This is a genomic window from Bacillus sp. URHA0034 (assembly GCF_056280405.1).
Map to the genome: position 1 here is coordinate 975885 of NZ_JBWCDK010000002.1, position 20992 is coordinate 996876.

The 20992-nt window shown below is 40.2% G+C and carries 13 protein-coding genes and 1 pseudogene; 1 reads left to right on the forward strand and 13 read right to left on the reverse strand.

The genetic code is table 11. From position 1 onward, the window contains the following. Positions 1-76 precede the first annotated feature (76 nt). The 13 genes and pseudogenes from ACZ9EE_RS06815 to ACZ9EE_RS06875 form a co-directional block, all read right to left on the reverse strand. Entirely contained in the window at positions 77-2992 is a 2916-nt protein-coding gene (locus ACZ9EE_RS06815) for a family 78 glycoside hydrolase catalytic domain (protein WP_476025900.1), read from the reverse strand. Positions 2993-3056: 64 nt separating this feature from the next. Next, positions 3057-3248 (reverse strand): hypothetical protein, encoded by a 192-nt coding sequence (locus ACZ9EE_RS06820; protein ID WP_476025901.1) that lies wholly within the window; start codon positions 3246-3248, stop codon positions 3057-3059. A gap of 198 nt (positions 3249-3446) precedes the next feature. Next, positions 3447-3590, reverse strand: a pseudogene (locus ACZ9EE_RS06825) (RCC1-like domain-containing protein); the annotation flags it as partial. A 271-nt stretch (positions 3591-3861) separates the two neighbouring features. Then, positions 3862-4968: a Gfo/Idh/MocA family protein gene (locus tag ACZ9EE_RS06830; protein WP_476025902.1), complete on the reverse strand. Its 1107-nt coding sequence runs from the start codon at positions 4966-4968 to the stop codon at positions 3862-3864. Between the two features lie 20 nt (positions 4969-4988). Next, the gene (locus tag ACZ9EE_RS06835) at positions 4989-5867 is read right to left on the reverse strand and encodes a sugar phosphate isomerase/epimerase family protein (RefSeq protein ID WP_476025903.1); all 879 of its coding nucleotides are present in this window, start codon (positions 5865-5867) and stop codon (positions 4989-4991) included. 147 nt (positions 5868-6014) lie between these two features. Beyond that, positions 6015-6143, reverse strand: a complete 129-nt coding sequence (locus tag ACZ9EE_RS06840; protein ID WP_476025904.1) for a hypothetical protein — start codon at positions 6141-6143, stop codon at positions 6015-6017. A 150-nt stretch (positions 6144-6293) separates the two neighbouring features. Then, positions 6294-8699, reverse strand: a complete 2406-nt coding sequence (locus tag ACZ9EE_RS06845; protein ID WP_476025905.1) for an alpha-L-rhamnosidase-related protein — start codon at positions 8697-8699, stop codon at positions 6294-6296. A gap of 32 nt (positions 8700-8731) precedes the next feature. Further along, positions 8732-9559 carry a carbohydrate ABC transporter permease gene (locus ACZ9EE_RS06850; protein ID WP_476025906.1) on the reverse strand — a complete coding sequence of 276 codons (828 nt, stop codon included), beginning with the start codon at positions 9557-9559 and terminating at the stop codon, positions 8732-8734. A gap of 18 nt (positions 9560-9577) precedes the next feature. Further along, the gene (locus tag ACZ9EE_RS06855; RefSeq protein ID WP_476025907.1) at positions 9578-10522 is read right to left on the reverse strand and encodes a carbohydrate ABC transporter permease; all 945 of its coding nucleotides are present in this window, start codon (positions 10520-10522) and stop codon (positions 9578-9580) included. A gap of 64 nt (positions 10523-10586) precedes the next feature. Further along, complete coding sequence (locus ACZ9EE_RS06860) at positions 10587-12098, reverse strand: ABC transporter substrate-binding protein (protein ID WP_476025908.1); 1512 nt, start codon at positions 12096-12098, stop codon at positions 10587-10589. A 195-nt stretch (positions 12099-12293) separates the two neighbouring features. Then, positions 12294-15005, reverse strand: a complete 2712-nt coding sequence (locus ACZ9EE_RS06865; RefSeq protein ID WP_476025909.1) for a family 78 glycoside hydrolase catalytic domain — start codon at positions 15003-15005, stop codon at positions 12294-12296. A gap of 3 nt (positions 15006-15008) precedes the next feature. Further along, entirely contained in the window at positions 15009-18197 is a 3189-nt protein-coding gene (locus ACZ9EE_RS06870) for a glycosyl hydrolase (protein ID WP_476025910.1), read from the reverse strand. Between the two features lie 4 nt (positions 18198-18201). Beyond that, entirely contained in the window at positions 18202-19704 is a 1503-nt protein-coding gene (locus ACZ9EE_RS06875) for a hypothetical protein (RefSeq protein ID WP_476025911.1), read from the reverse strand. A 252-nt stretch (positions 19705-19956) separates the two neighbouring features. Here ACZ9EE_RS06875 and ACZ9EE_RS06880 point away from each other — a divergent pair, with 252 nt between their 5' ends. After that, positions 19957-20985, forward strand: coding sequence for a GntR family transcriptional regulator (locus ACZ9EE_RS06880; RefSeq protein WP_476025912.1), 1029 nt, complete (start codon positions 19957-19959; stop codon positions 20983-20985). The last annotated feature ends 7 nt before the right edge of the window (positions 20986-20992 follow it).

Here is a 20992-nt window from a genome sequence, read left to right on the forward strand (position 1 = left end):
TAATAAAAGAGGTGACGCAAAGTTCCGTAATATACAGTCTTTTATGTCGACCTCTTCCTATAACTAATAATCCATCTTACTTTGCTGCACTTGCCAATTCCAATTCAAGCTCATTCAGTTTTCCAATCATTTCTTCCAACTGATCAGAAGTGAGCTTTACCATAGGCTGCTCCAGCACTTCTTTAAGCGATAATTTTCTCATGCTTGCAAGAACACCGGTTTTGTTGGAAATACCCGGAACATATGCTTCGGCAATCTCAACAGTCTTCTCCGTCATTAACAGGTCAAGAACTCTCGTATTTTCCGAGTATACTTTGTTAAGACCTCTTTCATTAGGATAAACAAAACCATAGGATCCGGATCCAAGTTCAAGGATAACATCACTTCCTGCTTGGAAGAAATCAAGGATTCCTTCCTGGCTGGCTATGGTCAAGTTGCCTTCTCTTACATCTTGTAATTTCGCATAAGGCAATACCACCTGTGCAGTGGTATTCACAGGAATTTCAACTTTCAGAGTCACTTCCGTATTCGTAATCTCCCATGAAGAAGAAATGCGTCCATACATTGAATCATGGGCTGCACGCACATGGGTTAATTCCCTGCCGCCAATTCTTGGTTGAATACGAATTCGTTTATAAGCTGGCTTGGATTCGTCCATGTCTAAACCTGCCAGAACCCGATACATCCAGTCCCCAATGGCACCATATGCATAGTGATTGTACGAGTTCATGTCATCGCTCCAAAACGACCCGTCCGGCTTAATTCCATCCCAATGCTCCCAAATGGTGGTCGCTCCTTTTGTGACCGAGTAAAGCCATGATGGGTACGTTTCTTGTAAGAGAAGTTTAACAGCCGTTTCATGGTATCCATTCTTTGAAAGAACAAAACATAGGTACGGCGTTCCAACAAACCCTGTTGTAAGGTGATAATCTTCATCCAATACGAGCTCATTTAAATCATGGGCAACGCGTTCCCGAACTTTTCCTTCGACAAGGTCAAACATAAGGGCAAGGACATGGGCTGTTTGAGTCGGAACGGCCAAACGTCCATTCTTAGTCACAAACTCATTTGTAAATTCCTCAATAATATGTTCCACTAATCTTCCATATGTTTGGGCATCTTCTGTTTTGTTCAGAATAGTCGCTGTGTCGCGGAGAAGCCGTGTCGAATACGCATAATAGGCAGTGGCAACTAAATCATTCGGTGTGGCACCGTAGTAGCTGTCCTCTTTTGAATCCAGTCCAAGCCAATCCCCGAAATGGAAGCCAGTGTTCCAAAGGTATTCATTATTGCCTTGGGCGCGGATATATTCCACCCATGCTTTCATGCTCTCATATTGTTCTTCCAGCAATCTATCATCACCATAGCAGAGATACACGGTCCAAGGGCAAATTACCGCTGCATCTCCCCATGCTGCTGAAGAGTCACCATCAACAACTTGTGGTATAACAAAAGGTACCCCGCCATTTGGACGCTGATCAGCTTTTAAATCCCGCAGCCATTTTGTGAAAAATTGTCCGCCTTGATAGTTGAAAAGTGCCGTTCTGATAAATACTTGCGCATCGCCTGTCCAGCCGAGACGTTCGTCACGTTGCGGGCAATCTGTCGGGACATCGACAAAATTCCCGCGCTGCCCCCATACAATATTTCGCTGCAGTTGGTTTACCATGTAATTGGAAGTCTCAAATTCGCCAATTGGATCCATTTCGGAATGAATCACTTCACCGACAAAATTTTCGAGTGGAAGACCGTTCTCTTGTCCCGGATAACCTTCCACCTTCACATAACGAAATCCTTGGAAGGTAAAATGCGGTGCATATGTTTCCTCGCCGGTTCCTTCGGTAATATATTTAACTGTTTGTTTTGCTGAGCGAAGGTTCCCAAAGTAAATATTTCCATCTTTATCAAGCACTTCTGCATATTTCAAGACAATTTCAGTTCCCTTAGGAGCATCCACTGTGAAACGGATTCTGCCTACCATGTTTTGTCCCATATCAAGTACAGTATCACCTGAAGGCGTAACGAATACAGAAATAGGATGGATTGTTTCTGTCACACGTGTTGGATTATTTTCCTGGACAACAAGGTGAGCCTCAGGTCTATTGAGAACAACGGTGCTCTTCCAATTAGAGTCTTCGAATCCTACTTCACTCCACCCAGTTTGTTCCAGCCTGGCATCATAAATTTCGCCATGATAAATTTCGGAATACAAAATCGGGCCTGTCGCAGACTTCCATGAAGGGTCTGTGACAATCGTTTCCTCTGCACCGTTATCATACAGGACATGAAGTTGCAGAAGGGCTGCACGGTTATCGCCATAAAGGTTTCTATTCCCTTCCCAAGCAAGATCACCTTTGTACCAGCCATCAGCCAACATAACACCGATAGCATTAAAACCGTTTTCCAGTAAGGATGTAACATCATATGTTTGATATTGAATACGTTTTTGATAACTTGTCCATCCAGGAGAAAGCAGTTGGTTCCCAACTCTTTGCCCATTTAAAAATAACTCATAAAGACCGACCCCTGTTGCATAAATCCGTGCTGAAGCAATTCCAGGTTTCAGTTCAAACTCTTTCCGAAGCAAAAAAGCAGGTGAAGCCTGTGCTTCAATCTCCTCAGAATTAGGAGTAATCCAGCTTGCTTTCCATTCATTTTCTTGTATTAGGGCGGTTTCCCACCAGGCAATATTGCTCCAATCAGATTCCCGACCAACATTGTCCCAAACTTTAACCCGGTAAAAGTACCTGTTTTTTGAGATTAGCTCCGGACCATTATATTCAATATGCAGAGATTGATCTGATTCGGTATATCGGGAATCCCAAAGGGGTGATTCAAAGCTATCTGTGGATACTTGGACTTGGTAAGCTGACTGCAGTGTCCCTCGCTTATCAGACTGAATTTTCCAGCTGATTCTTGGTTTCTTTACATCAATTCCAAGCGGATTTGTGCGATACTCACACGTGACAGCTGATACCTTCAACTCATTCATCTATATTCTTCCTCTCTATCTATAAAATTTTAAAAATCCACCCTAAAAAAGAAAAAATATCAATCTACGAAACAGTGATTCCATTCAACTGAACTCTTGCGTTGTCAGGTGCAATTATTTGCACTTCAACTTCATCTGGAAGCGTAATTTGACTAATAAAAGTTAATAAAAATAGATCAATAGGAACGTAAGGTTCGTTTGCCTGATGGCCAATAAAATGTACCACTCTGCCATGTTTTTCACCAGCAGTCGCCATGAAATGTACCGCTTGCTGCCAACGCATTTACCTATAGGATAATTCAATGATTTTGAAATATGAAAGAGCCTAATCCCTCCATGTCTTTACCGAGGAATTAAGCTTATAATCTTCCATAAACGAGTCTGAAATAGCCTTATTTCTGCAGCAATGCTAATTAACTCGTTCAGTAATTCTCTGGCTTGTTTTTATTAAAAACTAATTGCCGGGCAGTTGGATGCCGCGCCAGCCGCTTACATCGCATTGCCCATATACATTATCACCAACAGCAACCACCGTGCCGTCCGATTTAAGACCAATGGTATGAATATAACCCGCCGCGAACTCCACAATATCGTACCAGCGCAATTGAGCCACTTAGGAATTCAGCTCCACGCAATTTACCTCTAATACCCACTCTATTAAGGGTCCTATAAATTGTGCAACTTAACCCCTATTTACGTCATCTTTCTAAAACCTACTAATATATTGCCAACCTTTCAAGCTCTTACACGGAGTGGAGTTAGCAATAACCCACCAGACCTGATATGCAGTTCTCATGTAGTTTTAAGACTCCAACCCGAATTGTGAATCAATCATCGTTAGTAAAATCAGAAGAATACCCGATCGATAATTAATTTGAAACTAATGAAGATTCTTCTTGAAAATAAACGGCTTTCCCTGTTTTAGCAGATTCATAGATTGCCTCTAATATTTGTGTTACCACAAATGCTTGTTCAGGCGTTGTAACAGGCTCTGTGTCATTTATGATATTATCAATCCAAAGCCGTGCCTCAAGATCGGTATCTGATTCTGATTTGCCATCATAAAAGGCCACACCGCCAGCTTCAAGTTCAATGGTGTTTGTGTATAGCTTACCGAAACTTTCTCCATTTATTCTAAGTCCTTTTTTCATATCCGCTCCACCTTCTGTTCCGCATAGGGAGCATTTTGCTTCATCAACATCTAATGAATTTAACGCCCAGCTTGCTTCAAGAACAATTGTGGCCCCATTTTCCATGGTGATAAAACCAAAAGCAGAATCCTCTACGGTGAATTTTTCAGGGTCCCAAGGTCCCCATGCATTTGCTGCATTTTTCTTTTGGCCCAATTTATGAAAAGTCGTGCCCGATACAGATTTAGGCTTATAGTTATTCATCATCCACAAAGTCAAGTCAAGGGCATGTGTACCAATATCAATTAATGGGCCACCGCCTTGCTTTTCTTCATCTAAAAATACACCCCAAGTAGGCACTGCGCGGCGGCGTATGGCATGGGCCTTCCCATAATAAATTTCTCCCAAATCCCCACGTTCACATACTTTATGTAAATACTGGCTATCTTGGCGGAAACGATTGTTATACCCGATGGTTAGTTTTTTACCAGACCGCTTGGCTGCCTCAAGCATTGCCCGTGCTTCAGCAGAAGTTTTCGCCATTGGTTTTTCACACATAACATGTTTGCCAGAATCAAGTGCTGCCACGGATATCTCCGAATGGGAGTCATTTGGAGTAAGGACATGAACAACCTCAATTTCTCGATCCTGAAGCAGCTCTCGATAATCATCATACACCTTTGCATCTTTAACACCATATTTAGATGCGGCTTTTTCCGCTCTTTCATTCAGAATGTCACAAAAAGCCACCAATTCCACATGTTTTAACTTAGATAAGCTTGGCATATGCTTTCCATTTGCAATACCGCCACAACCGATAATTCCTACTTTTACTGTTCTTGTCATTTTATTTCCTCCCAGTGTGATTATTTAAAATAAAGAGCAAGATGTTCCTTTGCTTTGCTAATTCCTTGCTGTTCCTTCTCTAACGACCCCCAATAACGATGATTTTCAAGTTCGATGCTAATTGGACCCTGATAACCAATCTTTTCTAAACGTACGGCCACTTTTGCCCAGTCCACGTCTCCTTGTCCAGGGATAGTATATCTCCAAGGTCCTTCGGAAAAATCGTAGTGGACGTCAAAGGCAGCAGCAATGTTACCGTATTCATATTGTTCGTCAAATAAAATCTCAGTGTCTTTGCCATGACAGTAATTGACTCTGTCTCCAAATTCACTCAAAACTCTTAAATAATCAATTCCAAGCCTTACTAAGTGAGACGGATCATAATTGATTCCAAAATGTTTGGAAGGAATCACATTGAACATAGCTCTTAACATTTCAGGAGTGCATCCTAAGGTTGGATAATAGGGAGCAGGTCCTGGCCATCCTTCCAAGGCGATAAAAATGTTTTCTTGTTCGGCATGCTGCACGATAGCAGGAAACGTCTCTTTCCAAATTTCAAATGCCTGCTTTCTCGGCATGGTGATATCATCTGGAACTAGGCACATAAACAATACTTTTCCGCCAAGCTCAGAAACTTCGGACATTTGCGTCTTCAGAGCCTCCACAGCTTCTTGACGACTGTTCTCATTTTCACTTAAAAACTTTGTCCTCCCAACTGCTCCTACCCCATCAATCGAACCGACTTCCAGTCCGGCATTTTCAAGAATTGATTTAATCTCTTGATTATAAAAAGGAACATCAATGACATCCAAACCAATACTGACAGCAAATTTTGTTACCGCCTCCATTCCATCTGCACCTATTTTTGGCGGTATTCTCATTCCTATTTTTTTTGTCATCTAAATACCTCCTATTAATTTATTAAATATATATCGAGCACCCCCAGACCACACACGGTGGTCTCAAGTAGTTTGCTTCTCCCGTTTAAGAAGATTCATAGAAAATCTCTAGAGTTCTAATAACAACATCTGCTAGTTCAGGCAACACTACATAATCCGTATCATTAATAACGGCTTCAATCCATGTCTTGCTTCCAGATGAGCACCACTCTCAGCTTCCCCTTTAAACAAGTAACACCTTTGATATTTTGTATATAAGCGGTTATCTTTTTTCACCGTTGAAACGCAACCATTCTTCCATATCAGCTCCGCAGAGGGTATATTTAGCTTCTTTTTTGTCAAGTGTGTCAGTGACCAACTAGTTCTACTTTGATAATGATTCTCTTATTCTCATAGGGTCTAATATTAAAAGAAATTTATTTATTTTTAACTGACTACAAGATGATGTATGATTGGTAACCCCTCGGAGAAAGATTGAATAGAACCATCAGGCAATACCAGATCCACAGGTATGTTTGCAGGTCCGTGTATCTCAATGTGAAATTGGTTTTCACGATCCAGTTCCCAGCCAACATTCACTTCCCCCATAGGTGTACAAACTGTTCCTTTTGCCCATCTTAAATGTCCGAGCTTTGGTGCAATCCTTATCCGCTTAAAACCAGGCAAACCTGGTTGAACACCCAATATTTCGTGTGAAAACTCATAAAGAGGTACCGCACCCCAACCATGACAATCACTACTTTGGCCCACTGGATCTTCCACCCATGTTGTCAGGTTCAAATCTACTAGATTTCGCCAAACATCCCAAAGTTGAAAAGATCTATCATACAAACCTACTTTTCCAAGTGCCCGAAATAGAAAATAAGACATACAATAAGATACTTTTGAAAGCTCTTGATCCTCTAAGGTTTTCTCCATTAAGATTTGCCCATGCTTTTGATCAATTACATCTGCCAAAATACTCCAAATTTGAACATGCTGACTGTATTCTTCAACTTTTGGTCCATCTTGAAACAGTTCTTTTTCCGTATCCCAACATTGTTCCAACACAGCAGTATTTATTGAAGTTGAACGGCTTCTATATTCCTTTGCAGCGTCTTGCCAACCAATTTGTTCAACCAATTCAGCTGCTTTTTGCAAAGCGACCGAATACATAAGACTATAAATTGTAATTGCCCCTTGCAACTTAGCAGTTGGAACACCAGCTAATTGATCCCACTCTTGCACCCAATCAACAAAAGACCAATATCCTTCAGGCATTTTACCAACGAGACCTGTCTCATTTATTCTTCGATCAAACCATCCTAACACAGCATCTATTGTGGAACGATACCGTTTGATAAGCTCCGAATCTCCGTAAAACATGTAGTGTTCATAAACCATCAGAATCCAGTAAAGGGAAAAGCCTGGAATCACCTGTGGATCTGCTGAAGGAAATCTGCTTTGCAGCATCCCGGAAGGCAATAATGAACTATGAAACTCATGGATTGTTTTCCTTGCCAGACGGTCATCTCCGCTGATCGCATAAGTAAACAACATTTCCAAATATGAATCCATAGTATATTGGAGCTGCTCACGAAAAGGGCAGTCTTCATACGTTTCATGCATACATCGTTTTAGTGTTCGTATGCTTATATCCCACAAAGGATGTAATGATGGGTCCGAACTTTCAAATTGTCCGTAAACCTCCAATGGATAGCCTGTTTCATCATAATTGAACCGATGTATTGTGATAGGGGTATTACCTGTTTCAATTTCCAACCGAACAAAACGAAATGTACGGAACCAAAATGGTTCATAAACTTCCCGTTGTCCGTGTTCTTCTTGACCGATACCAGAAACGTGATATACATCATTTGCACCTAGAAGTTTCCCATTTTGATAATCGTCACGAATTCCTTTTATTCGTTTGCCTGTAGCATCAGGTTCCTGTTCATAACACTCCGAACAGAGAATGCGAATGACACTCCCTTTCCCTCCAGATACTTCCAAATGAACATATCCGGTAGTCAATTCGCCCGCATCCAATTCAAGAACCACTTTACTGTTTGCATTAATAAGTAACTCATTATTCTCTTCTTCCACTAGCACATTTTTAATGGATTTTGCTGAAAGAAAACCTTCATCTGAAATTCGAACGACATTGCGAAATTGCTTCTTGTTCTCGTACAAAAAGGGAATGTTCCTTGGCGCTAATTGCCAAGGCTTTAAGATTCCATATTTTGAGTCCAGAATGTCGCTGATAACAACTGCGGAATTCCAGTCATTATCGTCATATGAAACCTGCTCCCAACGATGTGGAACTTTCGAACCGTCAACATTTTCCACACCACCGAGAAACATAGTTCCCCAATCCGCTACATATTTTAAACTTTCATCCCGCAAATACTTCCATTGTTTGTCCGTATCCACTCTTTCAATAATAGTATCATCTAGTGATTGTAAGCTACCTTCCAACAGAAACCCACCTGAAACAGACCGGAATATCGATACAGGTCCGGATTGGCCCATAACAAAAGGTTCATGTTTAGCAAAATGCACAACCCTTGCAGCCAAAACATTTTTCCCCGGTTGTAGCAGATGGGAAACAACTACCGTTTCAAAATAATGTGTAAATTGATTTCCTTTACAAGGGCCGTTTGAAACTGATTGGCCATTCAAAAACAACCGATATCTGCTGTCTGCTGTCACGTGAAGAATAAGTCTGCAATTCTCACCTTCCGGAACAATAAATTCCCGGCGGAAGCGAATGATTTCATGTTGACCTAGACTGGAATTGGATTCACGGTCACCCCAGATCCACTTCGCAGTTTTGAATTCTACATCGTTCATTCATGTCACACTCTTTTCCTTATTGTATACAATCAGCCCTTAATAGCTCCGGACGTCATTCCTTGGATAAACATTTTCATTGTAAATAGGAATAAAATAAGTAGAGGCAACGATGCGATTACGTATCCGGCAAACATTGGTCCATATAGTGTTTGTGAAACAAATTGACTTTGGAACTGAATCAACCCCACTGTGATAGGAAATTTTGTAGGATCGCTAATTAGTACTAATGGCATTAAATAGTCATTCCATATACCCAACAAATTCCAAATCGCCATTGTTCCAATCATTGATTTTGACAATGGAAGGGCAATTTGCAAAAATGCTCTCAGTTCTGAACACCCGTCAATTCGACCTGCTTCAAATAACTCTTCTGACAAAGATGCAAACGATTGTCGTAAGACAAAAATTGTGAACGCTTGACCACCCGCTGCATATGCCAGTATAAGACCTCCATACGAATCGAGAAGCCCAAATTTCTTTATTTCGAGAAACAATGGGATCAACGTCAGCAACCCAGGAATCATCAACAGTGCCAACACCGTCATATATAAGAAATTTTTTCCAAAAAACCGCAAACGTGCAAAAGCATAAGCTGCCACCGAACTGGTTACAGTGATAATTGCCACACTGACAACAGAAATAAAAATAGAATTCCAAATGTTTTTGCTGATACTCTGCCAAGCCACAACATAATTTTCAAAATGAAATGGAAACGTAAATCCGAAAAAGTGACTATAAAACTGGCCATTTGTTTTAAACGATGTTGCCAACATATAAATAAAAGGATAGAGCGATAAAAAAAGCAGCACTATTAAGAAAAGATGACTCGTCCATTCCTTCCGCAACGTCTTAACCATATATCAACCCTCCTACCATTATGCTTCGAATTCCGTACTTGGACGGATAAATTTCACCTGAATCCATGTTAAGAACAGTACCAAGACAAAGATAATCGTTGCTACGGCCATTCCTAAGCCAAACTTCCCATTCTGAAAAGCAAGAAAATACATATACAAACTTGGCACATACGTCGAATAACCTGGTCCTCCGTTGGTCATTACCAAAGGCATCGTGACGTTCTGCAGTAAATTGATCACTGTCAATATCAAAAGAAGTTTGACCTGGCCCAAGACTAATGGCATTTCAATTTGGAAAAACCTGCGAATTTTTTTCACGCCATCCAAATGTGCTGATTCAAAAACACTCTCAGAAATATTTTGCAAGCCAGCAAAATATATAAGCAAATTAAAGGCAGAAACAAACGGGAAACCTACAAACATTAAGGAGTACAGCGCGATTTGCGGATCCCCCAGCCAGTTGTGAATCAATCCTTTTAGGCCAAAAGTCTTTAAAATTGCATTTAAAACACCAACGTTTGGATCATAAATAAAATTCCAAATCATTAAACCCACAATCCCAGGCACGACCATCGGAATTACAAACATGACGCGATAAAAATATTGAAGTCGCTTGCTTTTAATATGATAAATAACCACTGCAACAATCAAAGGGACAATCAACTCGAAAATAATTTTGACTGCCGACCATAAAGTAACGTTTCTCATGGAAATCCAAAATACTTTATCATGGAAAATCTCAGAAAAGTTTTGAAAACCGATAAACTCAGGTGGGTTGAATCCATCCCAGTTTGTAAATGAATATATAAGCGCTTGCAATGCAGGATAATACATAAACAACAGTAAGAGTATAAATGCAGGTAGCAGCATTCCATATCCGGATTTCCAATTATTTTTCTTTTTCTTCTTTTTTGTTGTGTTTACAGGTACATTTTGACGTATTCCTTCAACCACCTTTTCCATGTCTTCACCTCATTAAAAAATTAGGATAAAAGCGAGCCAAAAATTTAGCCCGCTTTTTATTCAATTACTTATTCAAATATTCAGAAAGATCCCAATTATTCTTTTTGATAAGATCGTCTGCAGCTTTATCCATTTGAGCCTGCGCTTCCTTCGCAAAATCATCTAAAGATATTTGATTCAAAAGATAGCTTTGGTATGCTCGGAAAATGGCATCCTGTTCATCTTTGTTAATAACAAGACCACCGAATACACTTTTCAATGGTTTATTTGCCAAATCTCCCAGATTTTCTAACCCAGCTGCAGGTTTCGTTCCTACAACTGTCGGTACAAATTGTCCAATTTCATTTACAATTGCTTGATTATTTTCCGGTGTTGTGATGAATTGCAGCCAGTCTACAGCGGCCTTTTCTTTCGCTGGAGTCATTGTATTATCCGCTTTTTGTGTTGCAATCCCATATTGGAACGCAGCACTCGGGCCTCCGATTGATCCAGATGAATCAAAATTTGTGGCATACTGGCTCGTTTTTGAGTCGGGGTAAGGATTTTTAAACGATCCCCAATTAAATTTAGGATCAGCACTCTCAATCTGTTGAGCCGCCCACGATCCATCAAAATACATACCGACATTTCCTTTCAAGAACGCCAACATTGGGCCTTGTCCGTTTGAATCCGCTCCTGTATAATCTTTCTGCCAATAATGTGAGAAGTCCTTAAGAATTGGCCACATTGCCATCCATTTTTTACTTTTAGGGCCAAGCTCACCTTTTTTGATAGCGATTATCTGATCCTTTTCAGTGATTGAGGGATTTCCCGTATAACGAAGAGAGTCATAATCATTCCCATAGAAGTTTGTATAGAACAATCTGGACAGCCAGGTCAAATGGTCAATTCCGGTATAGGTAGCCGCAGAATCCCATGCAAACGGTGTGATTCCTGCTTGCTTCAATTTCTTACATGCATCAATAAATTCTGACCATGTGGTTGGCAATTTAGTTATTCCTGCTTTTTGGAAGGCATCTTTGTTATAAAATGTGGCCGTTCCCACATAATCCCCGTTTACGATATAATTACTGCCGTCCGATGCCTGTGTTTCAGACATGATCTGTTTATTTAAAATGTCCCCCCAATTCTTCCCAGATACATATGGATCGGGTTTAGACAAATATGGTTTTAAATTGACGAGCGTTCCTTTAGGCAAACCGGAATTCGCAAAATCCCATTGTTCCCAAATAATATCAGGCAATTGACCACCAGACGATTTCGTACGGACCCAAGTATCATAATCTTGTGATCCTGGAAGGCTTTGTATAAATTTAATTGTTATACCAGGGTGTTTCTTATGATACTCTTCAGCTAACTTCTTCAATTGCGTTGCGGGTTTTGTCTTAACAGCACTCGGTTGTTGCGCTTCCTGTGGTCCATATGCCTGCGCATACATGGTGATTGTACCTTTAAAGTCCTTTTTTTGGTCAGAAGAAGTAGTTTGCGAGGTGGTGCTGCACCCCCCCAAAGTAATTCCTCCGGCAACCATCAACGTGGATGTGATTGTACCTAATTTCCCCCAACTTTTTTTCACTTGAATCCCTCCTCGTTCTAATACAATCAGAAAACGTTTTCATAAGTACTTGCAGCAATTTATATTTCACAATAGATTGCTTCTATTTGTTATAAACTTAATATATATTAGTTAAATAATTTTGTAGGTATAATGATTTTCCTTTTAGGTAGACTTATTTTCTTTTTTAATTTTCTTTGGAATTATTTAAATGGATTAGTTACTTATAAAATGGTATCTACCAGAACCGACTTGTACCTTTACATACTGTGTAGAGTACTCGATAGTATCAAGCCCATTTATTTCATTAATCTGTTGACCGCTTTCTGTTATAACTGCACGACTCAAAAGTGGAATTTCCACCACAGCATGAGTATGAACGGGAATTAAAATATGCAGATTAAAATCCCCTGACGCTGATAAACTCCATTCAACTTCCACTTTACCAGTCGGGATGTCCTGATCCGCCTTTACCCATTCTATTCCATCCGCAATATATGGTTTAATCGTCAATAAATGTTCGTTCATCCCTTCATAGTCAATTTGAATCCCTGCTAATGTGGAATAAAACCATTCTTCAATATGCCCCATCATAAAGTGGTTTTGTGACATTCCGACTGTCGGACCGTCCCAGAACTCAGTCAAACTGGTGGCACCATGTTTCACCTGATATTCATAATAAGGTGCGGCTGATTGCTTTAACATTTGCACAATGACATCTGAGCGTCCCTTTTTGGTTAAACCTAATAGAGCGAACCGATGCCCAACTTCTCCGCTTGTCACTTCATATCCTCGTTCTGCCAGGTCATGAATGAGCGCTGAGAGGGCAATTTCTTCCGTTTCAGAGGTTGTTAATCCAAGAGATAATGGTATAGCATTGGAGGTTTGCGACCCACTCGCATAATAGCCAGCATCAGGATTAAAGAATTCACGATTGAATGCGGTGCGAATCTGATTTGACAATGATTTGTATTTTTCCATTTCCTCTTGTTTCCCGAGTTCCTCCGAGATTCTCGAAAGCAAGACACAATCGTAATAATATAGGGCAGTTGCAGTCACAGGAATCGGAGTATGATGCGGAAATCCTGGATTAGGACCAATATCTCCCCAATCCCCAAGGCCATGCCGAACAATATGATTAATAGAATTAGATTGCAAATATTCTACATACCTTTTCATAGAATCATAATGTTGCTCTAGCACTTGAAGATTTTTTCCATACCAGTTATAAAAATACCATGGTGCTATTATTATAGCGCTTCCCCATTCTGGTGAATCCCGAAAACCGTTCTCAAACACAACATATTCTGGTGCGATATCAGGAACAAGCCCATTCTCCAGCTGTGCTTCCTGCATATCCTTAAAAATCTTGACAAGAAGAGCTGATAGGTCGTAGTTATACCAAATCGATGGCCCCATAAGATGAACTTCTTCCAACCAGCCAAGTTTTTCCCGGTGCGGGCAATCAGTTAATACACTTTTTGTATTGCTGAGAATGGCCCTCGTAATAATAGAATGAATGCGGTTCCACTTTTGCTTTGAACAATGGAAGTGTCCAGATACCTGAAGTTCGGGATAAATCATATGTCCTTCCACGTGTTGCATGACAGGAAGAGTTGATGTGTTATCACTTGCATTCTCGGGAGCATTTACTTCAACCTGTAAATACCGCAATCCATAATAGGAAAATCGGGGATGCCAAGTTTCTGTATCCGCTCCTTGCAAGGTATAGGAAAAGGAAACGGGAGAACCCGTCCAATTCTGATTTACAAGACCCTGATCATCCAAAAGTTCACCTGGAATAAGTTTAAGGTTTGAACCAGTTGGGCCCTTTGCCTGGACCAAAGGCCAACCGGAGAAATTCTGTCCAAAATCATATACATGTATTCCTGGAACCGGTTCAGTTATACCTACAACCGGAAATACTTCCATCACTTTGTTTTGTGGAAACGAACTCCATCGAAGCTTTCCTTTAGGTGACTTAACCTCGCATGCAATTTCCCAACCTTCGGTGGGCGCAAATTTCGGCATATCCCATCCGGGCTGTTCCAGCCTGGCATCATAATCTTCCCCGCCATATACACAAGAGAATGTAATAGGGCTCGGTCCGATCATCCAATGGTCGCCACTAACAACTCGCTCTATATGTCCATCCGCCAATTCTACTTCAATTTGGACGATAGCTTTAGGAAGTCCGAAACCATCTTTGTACTTCAAATACCTATCTCCCTCGATGTTATAGAAACCGTTTCCTAACATAAGTCCAACTGCATTTTCACCTTGCGTTAACATCGTTGAGATGTCATACGTTGTATACAAGCAACTGTTATCATAATCTGTCCAACCCGGCTCCATAACGTATTCCCCAACCTTTTGACCATTGACCCGAAATTCATATTGACCCAACCCGCACACATATGCAAATGCACGAACAACCGGACCACACAAGGCAAATTCATGCCGTAAAAGCGGCATAGTAGTTGATGCAGAACTTCGAAATGATTTCCATCGTTCTCGGTGAGATTCAGTCAAACCAATCCATTTTGCTGTCCACTCTTCCTCTTTTAGATATCCCATACACCAAAAAGCTGTTTCACTAAAATTACTCGACCTATCTTCTCCATCCCAAATCTGTACTTTCCAATAGTATTTGGTGTTTGATTGCAAAGGCTTCCCTTCGTAAGAAATAAAGGTATGTTTTGTCGAAATCACCTTTCCACTATCCCACATATCAGGTTTTACTTCTGATAAATGGTCCAGTTCAGACGCTACTATAATTCGATAGGCAGTTTGTCTTTGTCCGCGCAACGACTCATCTTGTATTTGAAATCCCCAACCAAACTTTGGGGATTGTTCTTGAACACCTAAAGGATTTATTAAATGTTCAACTCGTAAATTTCTTACTTGAATTGGGCTTACTAACAGCATTTTTTATTCACCCAATTTCTCGATAGTAAAATCATTCATAAGTCCATATGAAATTACATCGTATTCATTTGCCGGTCTCTGGCCAAAATGCGGTGCCTTTTTCCAGTTTCCGGGCCAAGCGGTTCCTCTCGGCTTTTCCGGATCATGATGTGGTCCAAGAAGATTTTTGAAGCTTCCGCAAACTCTAACAACAATCTCATTATCGCCTTGATGAAGGGAACTTGTAATGTCCACCATTTCATTTTTCCGAATAATCATGCCGCTAAATTCACCATTGACTTGAACGGATGCAACAGTTCCTTCCCATTCCGATAGTCTTACGATATAAGTGCCCGTTACATCATCGATTGTTATCCGGCGTTTATAAAGAACAGCACCACTATAAAAAGGAAGACCCTGATTTAACCAGGAACCGATGTTCATTGTGGACTCAGGCGCTAAAATCCAACTGCCTTCTTGCACTTCTACCCCAAAAGAGCCTTTAAGATAGACAGGTTCAATTTCAAGTAAAACATGAAATGGTTTCGCCGTTAACGTAATGGTATTTATCCCCGTATGAACAAAGGAAGCTATATCTGCAACCCCCGTATGATGATCCAGCCAACCAGCAGCTTTACCTGACCAATCAACTGATTGCCCGTTTACATCTAATGTGTAATATTCCGCACGTTCAACGATTAATTCTAATGAAGTCGGAATAAAGGTATCCAATGTCTGAAAATAATATGTGACTGTAAAACCACTTTCAGCAGGGAAAGGCCCCCGATCCAAAAGACGTCTTTTATATTGAACGCTATTATCCCATGGATTCTTGTCAAATCCGTGATGTTGATACACTAATTGGGATGCATAAATGGTATTGACTTGTTTGTATTCCTTATTTCCAACAACAACATCACAGTAGTCGATCATATAGGTATTGTCACTTTCTTTATCAATCTCTGAAGCATCGCTATCCAATACAACAGTCGTTACTTTGCTTTTTTCCCGACTTACTATTGGTACCGATGTTGTATCAGTTTTTAGTTTGTTGACCTTTAAAAGTATAGACTCACTGCTAGATAACTCTATATTTGAAACAACTTTACCGTTTTCACACTTAAACGGCAGACTTTGTACATCCCCATTCCAAGGGTTCCAATTTTCTAAATGGTACCCGTCAATCCGAAATTCAAAGGCTACTGTTTGATTGCTACTATTAACCAGAAAATAAAGTTCTGTACCATCTCCTAGTTCTCTGCGTAAATGACCGATGCCACTTGGTAATTGATTCGGTTCGTTAATTTCCAAAAGTGGTGATGATAATGCCCCAGTCAATTGGCTCTCAAGATCCTCTAGACTGAGAACTTGAATCCAATTCGGATGATTAATTAAATTTTCGCATGCAGACGATAGCTTTCCTTCCACACGTCTCGGTGCTTTTCCCATCGCCACAATTTTTCCACCAGTTTCCAGAAACGTTGTCAGTAGGTCATAGGTTGATTGCTTGATAGTTTTAGCAAAACCTGGAACAATGACAAGATCATAGCTTCTGGAATGAACAGTGATAGAAGAACCTTCTACAGCACCGTGTCTATCCATGATAAACTCATCGCCAAGATCATAATCCCATTGATAATCACTCAAATGCTGGATGAGAGAAAGGTATTTCAATATTTCAGGGTCTTTCCGTCCAATATTGGGCCGCATAAGATCCCATCCTTGATCAGAACCTACTTTTTCCAAAAATGCTGACGTTGTTGGATGAAGCAACAAAATCCGGTTTTTCGTTTGTCCTTGTGAAAGTGCATAAGAAACCCTTGCAAGATACTCATTTAAATATTTGTATTCACCCCACCACGGTTGTCTCCAATCGAAAGATTGAGGATGATCTCGCTTTCGAGCTCCTACGATCGTTGAATAGGTCAAGTGTTGGTTGATAAAGTTAACTCCGTTGACTAATAACCAATCACCAATCCTTTTGTAATCCTCAAATGTGGAATCCCATCCCCCGGCACCATATGTTTCACACAAAACGCGTTCACGTTCAAATTGATTCGCTACACTTTGAACTTCCCGAATACTAAGGAGGAGTGCTTCTGGGCCATCTTTAAGCAGATTCGTCAATAACATATCAATCGCGGGCCAATGCATATATTCATAAAATGACATCACTGCGGGAGAAGCCATTCCACCCCATGGATACGGCCATTGATGTTCCATATAATGTCCGGTATACGAGATTCCGTGTTCTTCGCACCATTTGGAGATTGGTTCCGTAAAATTATTCGCCCATAATTCTCGAACAGTGCAATAGTAGTCATATCTAACTTTTAATCCATCTTCTTGAAAAGAAGATGGATCTACATCAAGGAACAAACAGGGCAGACAATCTTTTAAGTCATACCCATTTCGACGCTCAAACTCATTGGCAAACCAATAACTGAAAGGAAGGGAGGACGAACCAGCAACGTATACATTTCCGGATGCAACTGCAGGTTCATCCGTAAAAATGGCTGGAATAGACGTTCCGAATGAATCCCCAAACCTTTTTGCATATTTTTCATATGTTGTTTCAATGAAATATTTCGCTACTTCTGGACGCATTAAGTCGACATACGCAAATCCACCTAGCCAGGAACTTGTCGCAGCCCCTGCAATTTCGAATACTAGGAAATGATCGCCATATTCCATCCATGCGCTTGGTGAAATTTCCGTCACATCATTTGTTACCTTGTAGTTTTGCGAATCCCCATGTTTTTCAAAAGCAAATGCTTTAACATAGTCCCCCAAGTTATAATTCCGTTCTCTAATCGAAGTAATATCCATCTGTTTATAAACAATAGAATTTGCCAGGCAGTCCGGCAGCTGGGCGGAAACATGACCGCCGGCAAATCCAGAGGGGTAAGAATTTTCATCATAAATATAAAGTTTTAAACCCAGCTCTTCTGCAATCTCCAAAGCGTACTTCCATCTCGCAAACCATTCTTCTGACAAATATTCCGTTACCAATCCTGGGCGCGGATGAACAAATGCTCCTCCAAACCCTTGTTCTTCCAATTCCCTTAATTGATGAAAAATTTGCTCTTCGCTCATTTCGTCATTCCATACCCACAATGGGGCTGTTCCATAAATGCTTGGAGGATTCAAAAAAAGGTCCTTTTCTATCATTTCGATATCATTCCTTCCATCAATCGACTTGTTTCGATTCATATTTTTATAAAGTGACGTGTGAACATTGCAACATTTGCCCAACCTTTTGAAATAACGATGCATTATGGCCGATAGACATGGCGCAATGATGTGTTGGCGCATGCAAAAACCACTGTTCCATATATTCGTCCGGATGTTTTTTGAATTTGACAGGTGTTTGAGTGTTTCCAATTCTCATAATTGGCCCATTTGTTGATTCGCCTTCACTAATGATAAACTTAAGATTCCCGTCCCCCGTCTGTGTGACATTCAGCGTTGTGATTGGACCCATTCGAACCTTAGCTTCAACAGAAACGCCTGTCCCCTGTTTGCCGTGATAAAGTCCCATACCACGTAAAATTGGTTTACCTTCGGATATGGCAATATGAAAGGGTCCATCATGTCCAAGTAAAATCGTTTCATCCTCATAGTCTACGACCACTATTTCAGAGAAACTTCCTCCTATGCCTAAAATATCGCTTATTTTCATTCCTACGGCTGTCTTTAGGTCGCCTTCACCCGAACAAGGGATTCCTCGAGCTGTCAATAATGAGTGTCCAATGATAAACCCGGCCTGCAACTTTTCATAATCGCTTTCTGGAGCACCATGATAGTAATAAGTAAGGGCGTCAAGGTCGTGTTCCAGCACTAACTTCTCTTGTGCAGCAGCTACTTTGCAGGACCACATGATTTGTTCATCAGTCGGCTTTTTAGCAATTGGGTCTGATGGCGAATCCCCGCTAATTTCAAACATCGCATACACTTCTTCTAATTTTCTCTTGACATCCAATGAAGTTACATCTTTTAAATGACGATTTAAATCACACATTTCTAATATTTGCACATGTATACCAGTCTGTGCTTGAATCATGGTAAAATCGCTGTACATATCCAACATGCCACTGTATGTATTTCCTAAAAACCCAAACCGGCTATGTCTCAATGTCCGTTTTACAGAAGCGGCTCGAATCCACTCTTCAATTTGTTTCCATGCACGAATGGCCTCTATTCTTTCATTCGTCTTTTCGTTTGTAAGGGAAATTGGGGGAGTTTCATCTAAACCGAGAAGACCGTTTATAACTTTAAATTCAATATCCCCACGATTAAATGCGTTGGCTATTTCCGGAACAGGGCAAGCACCGCAATGCGCCAACCATTCACCAGTCATTGTCTTTTCATAATTAATTCTCTCAGTCGGCTGCAAGTTTAGCACCACGACAGGCGCTTTACATATTTGGTGTATCGGAAGTACTGTAGAACTGGTTGAATATGTGGCGCTGTGACAAAAAATAATGTCCACATTTTTTTCATTAAACCATTCTCCAGCCTTTCTTCCCTCAATCTCTGTATCTACTAGACCATAATTAAAAACTTCACCAAATTCCTCCATACGCTTTTCTATAAATCTTCCATAATGAAGCAACCTTTCTTTCAATCCATCAAATTGATTCCAATATGCCTGCAACCCAATAGAATATAACCCCACTCTAGCTTTTTTAGCTTCTTTAATTGGAGAAAACATCGACATTCGAATCACCCCTTTGCTAATTCAACTTATATATATATCTATATATTAAGAATTGTTAGAAAATTTGTCAATATGCTTTTTACTCTGATCCCTTTAACTCTATATTGTTTTTTTCTTTAATTTCCTTTAGTATTTTATAATATCAGCCTGAAATTTAAATAAAATGAACTATAATTAATATATATATGTATATAGATTTAGTTATGAAAAAGAAGGGATGCTATTTCATTGACTTTAAACCCAAATAAATTTGTGCCTACATACTATCAAATTAAGAATGAAATTATAAAAAGGATTGAATCAGGTGTCTTCAAGCCGCAGGACCCGTTACCGGGGCGTTGGAAGCTAGTTGAGGAGTTTAAAACAAGTTGGGGAACGTTGAATCGGGCCATAAGCGAACTGATCATTGAAGGCGTTTTGTATGCTGAAAAAGGAAAAGGAACATTTGTGACCGATTTTCCAAAACTGCAAGGAAATAATAAAATAAAAGCCTTTATTTGCAATCCTAAACTGAGTGTGTATTTTTCTCTGATGAAAATGATGGAGGGGATTCGAGAGGCTGCTCATAAATATCATTACACTATAGAATACTCTGATATCCCCCAATCTTTTGTTTATACCGATATAGACCAAAGCATTATTATTACGCCTACACTTACTGATTTGCCGAATTTACGACAAGCATGGAACGAAGGGCAGAGGTTCGTCGTATTGGGATCCGACTTTCCAGGAGAAGCTTTCCCTTGTATTAATGCTGACACACGCAATGGGACATTTCAAGGTGTTCAGTCGTTAATCAAACAAGGACACACGAACATTGGGCTATTCGGTGTTCAATACAACTTTCCAAATTATCACAGGGAAATGGAAGGTTATCGAGATGCTATGTATGCAAATGATCTCCCAATAAAAGGGGATTGGATCGTTTCAAGAGAAGATGACCAGTCAGCAACGAACAGACTATTCTTAAATTGGATAAATGACCATATGGACTGCACAGCGTTATTAGTGGCTGATTATACCTCTACTATCGCTGTATTGAGTGGAATAAAAACAATGGGCAAAGCAATTCCCGAATTTTTGTCTATTGTTGCCATGGACGAAATACCTACAGGAGACTTTCTGGAAACACCCCTAACTACCATTATTCAGCCATTTACTGAAATGGGGAAAAAAGCAGTAATTCATATTATTCAAAAACCAGAACAGTTTTCAATTGAATTGTTGCCTTGTGAAATCAAAACACGTGCATCCATCAAGTCTTTACTAATTTCAAAATAACAATAAA

Coding starts and splice junctions, on each gene's coding strand:
- ACZ9EE_RS06815 (WP_476025900.1), bottom strand. CDS start 2,992: ATGAATGAGTTGAAGGTATCAGCTGTCACGTGTGAGTATCGCACAAAT.
- ACZ9EE_RS06820 (WP_476025901.1), bottom strand. CDS start 3,248: ATGGCGACTGCTGGTGAAAAACATGGCAGAGTGGTACATTTTATTGGC.
- ACZ9EE_RS06830 (WP_476025902.1), bottom strand. CDS start 4,968: ATGACAAGAACAGTAAAAGTAGGAATTATCGGTTGTGGCGGTATTGCA.
- ACZ9EE_RS06835 (WP_476025903.1), bottom strand. CDS start 5,867: ATGACAAAAAAAATAGGAATGAGAATACCGCCAAAAATAGGTGCAGAT.
- ACZ9EE_RS06845 (WP_476025905.1), bottom strand. CDS start 8,699: ATGAACGATGTAGAATTCAAAACTGCGAAGTGGATCTGGGGTGACCGT.
- ACZ9EE_RS06850 (WP_476025906.1), bottom strand. CDS start 9,559: ATGGTTAAGACGTTGCGGAAGGAATGGACGAGTCATCTTTTCTTAATA.
- ACZ9EE_RS06855 (WP_476025907.1), bottom strand. CDS start 10,522: ATGGAAAAGGTGGTTGAAGGAATACGTCAAAATGTACCTGTAAACACA.
- ACZ9EE_RS06865 (WP_476025909.1), bottom strand. CDS start 15,005: ATGCTGTTAGTAAGCCCAATTCAAGTAAGAAATTTACGAGTTGAACAT.
- ACZ9EE_RS06870 (WP_476025910.1), bottom strand. CDS start 18,197: ATGAATCGAAACAAGTCGATTGATGGAAGGAATGATATCGAAATGATA.
- ACZ9EE_RS06875 (WP_476025911.1), bottom strand. CDS start 19,704: ATGTCGATGTTTTCTCCAATTAAAGAAGCTAAAAAAGCTAGAGTGGGG.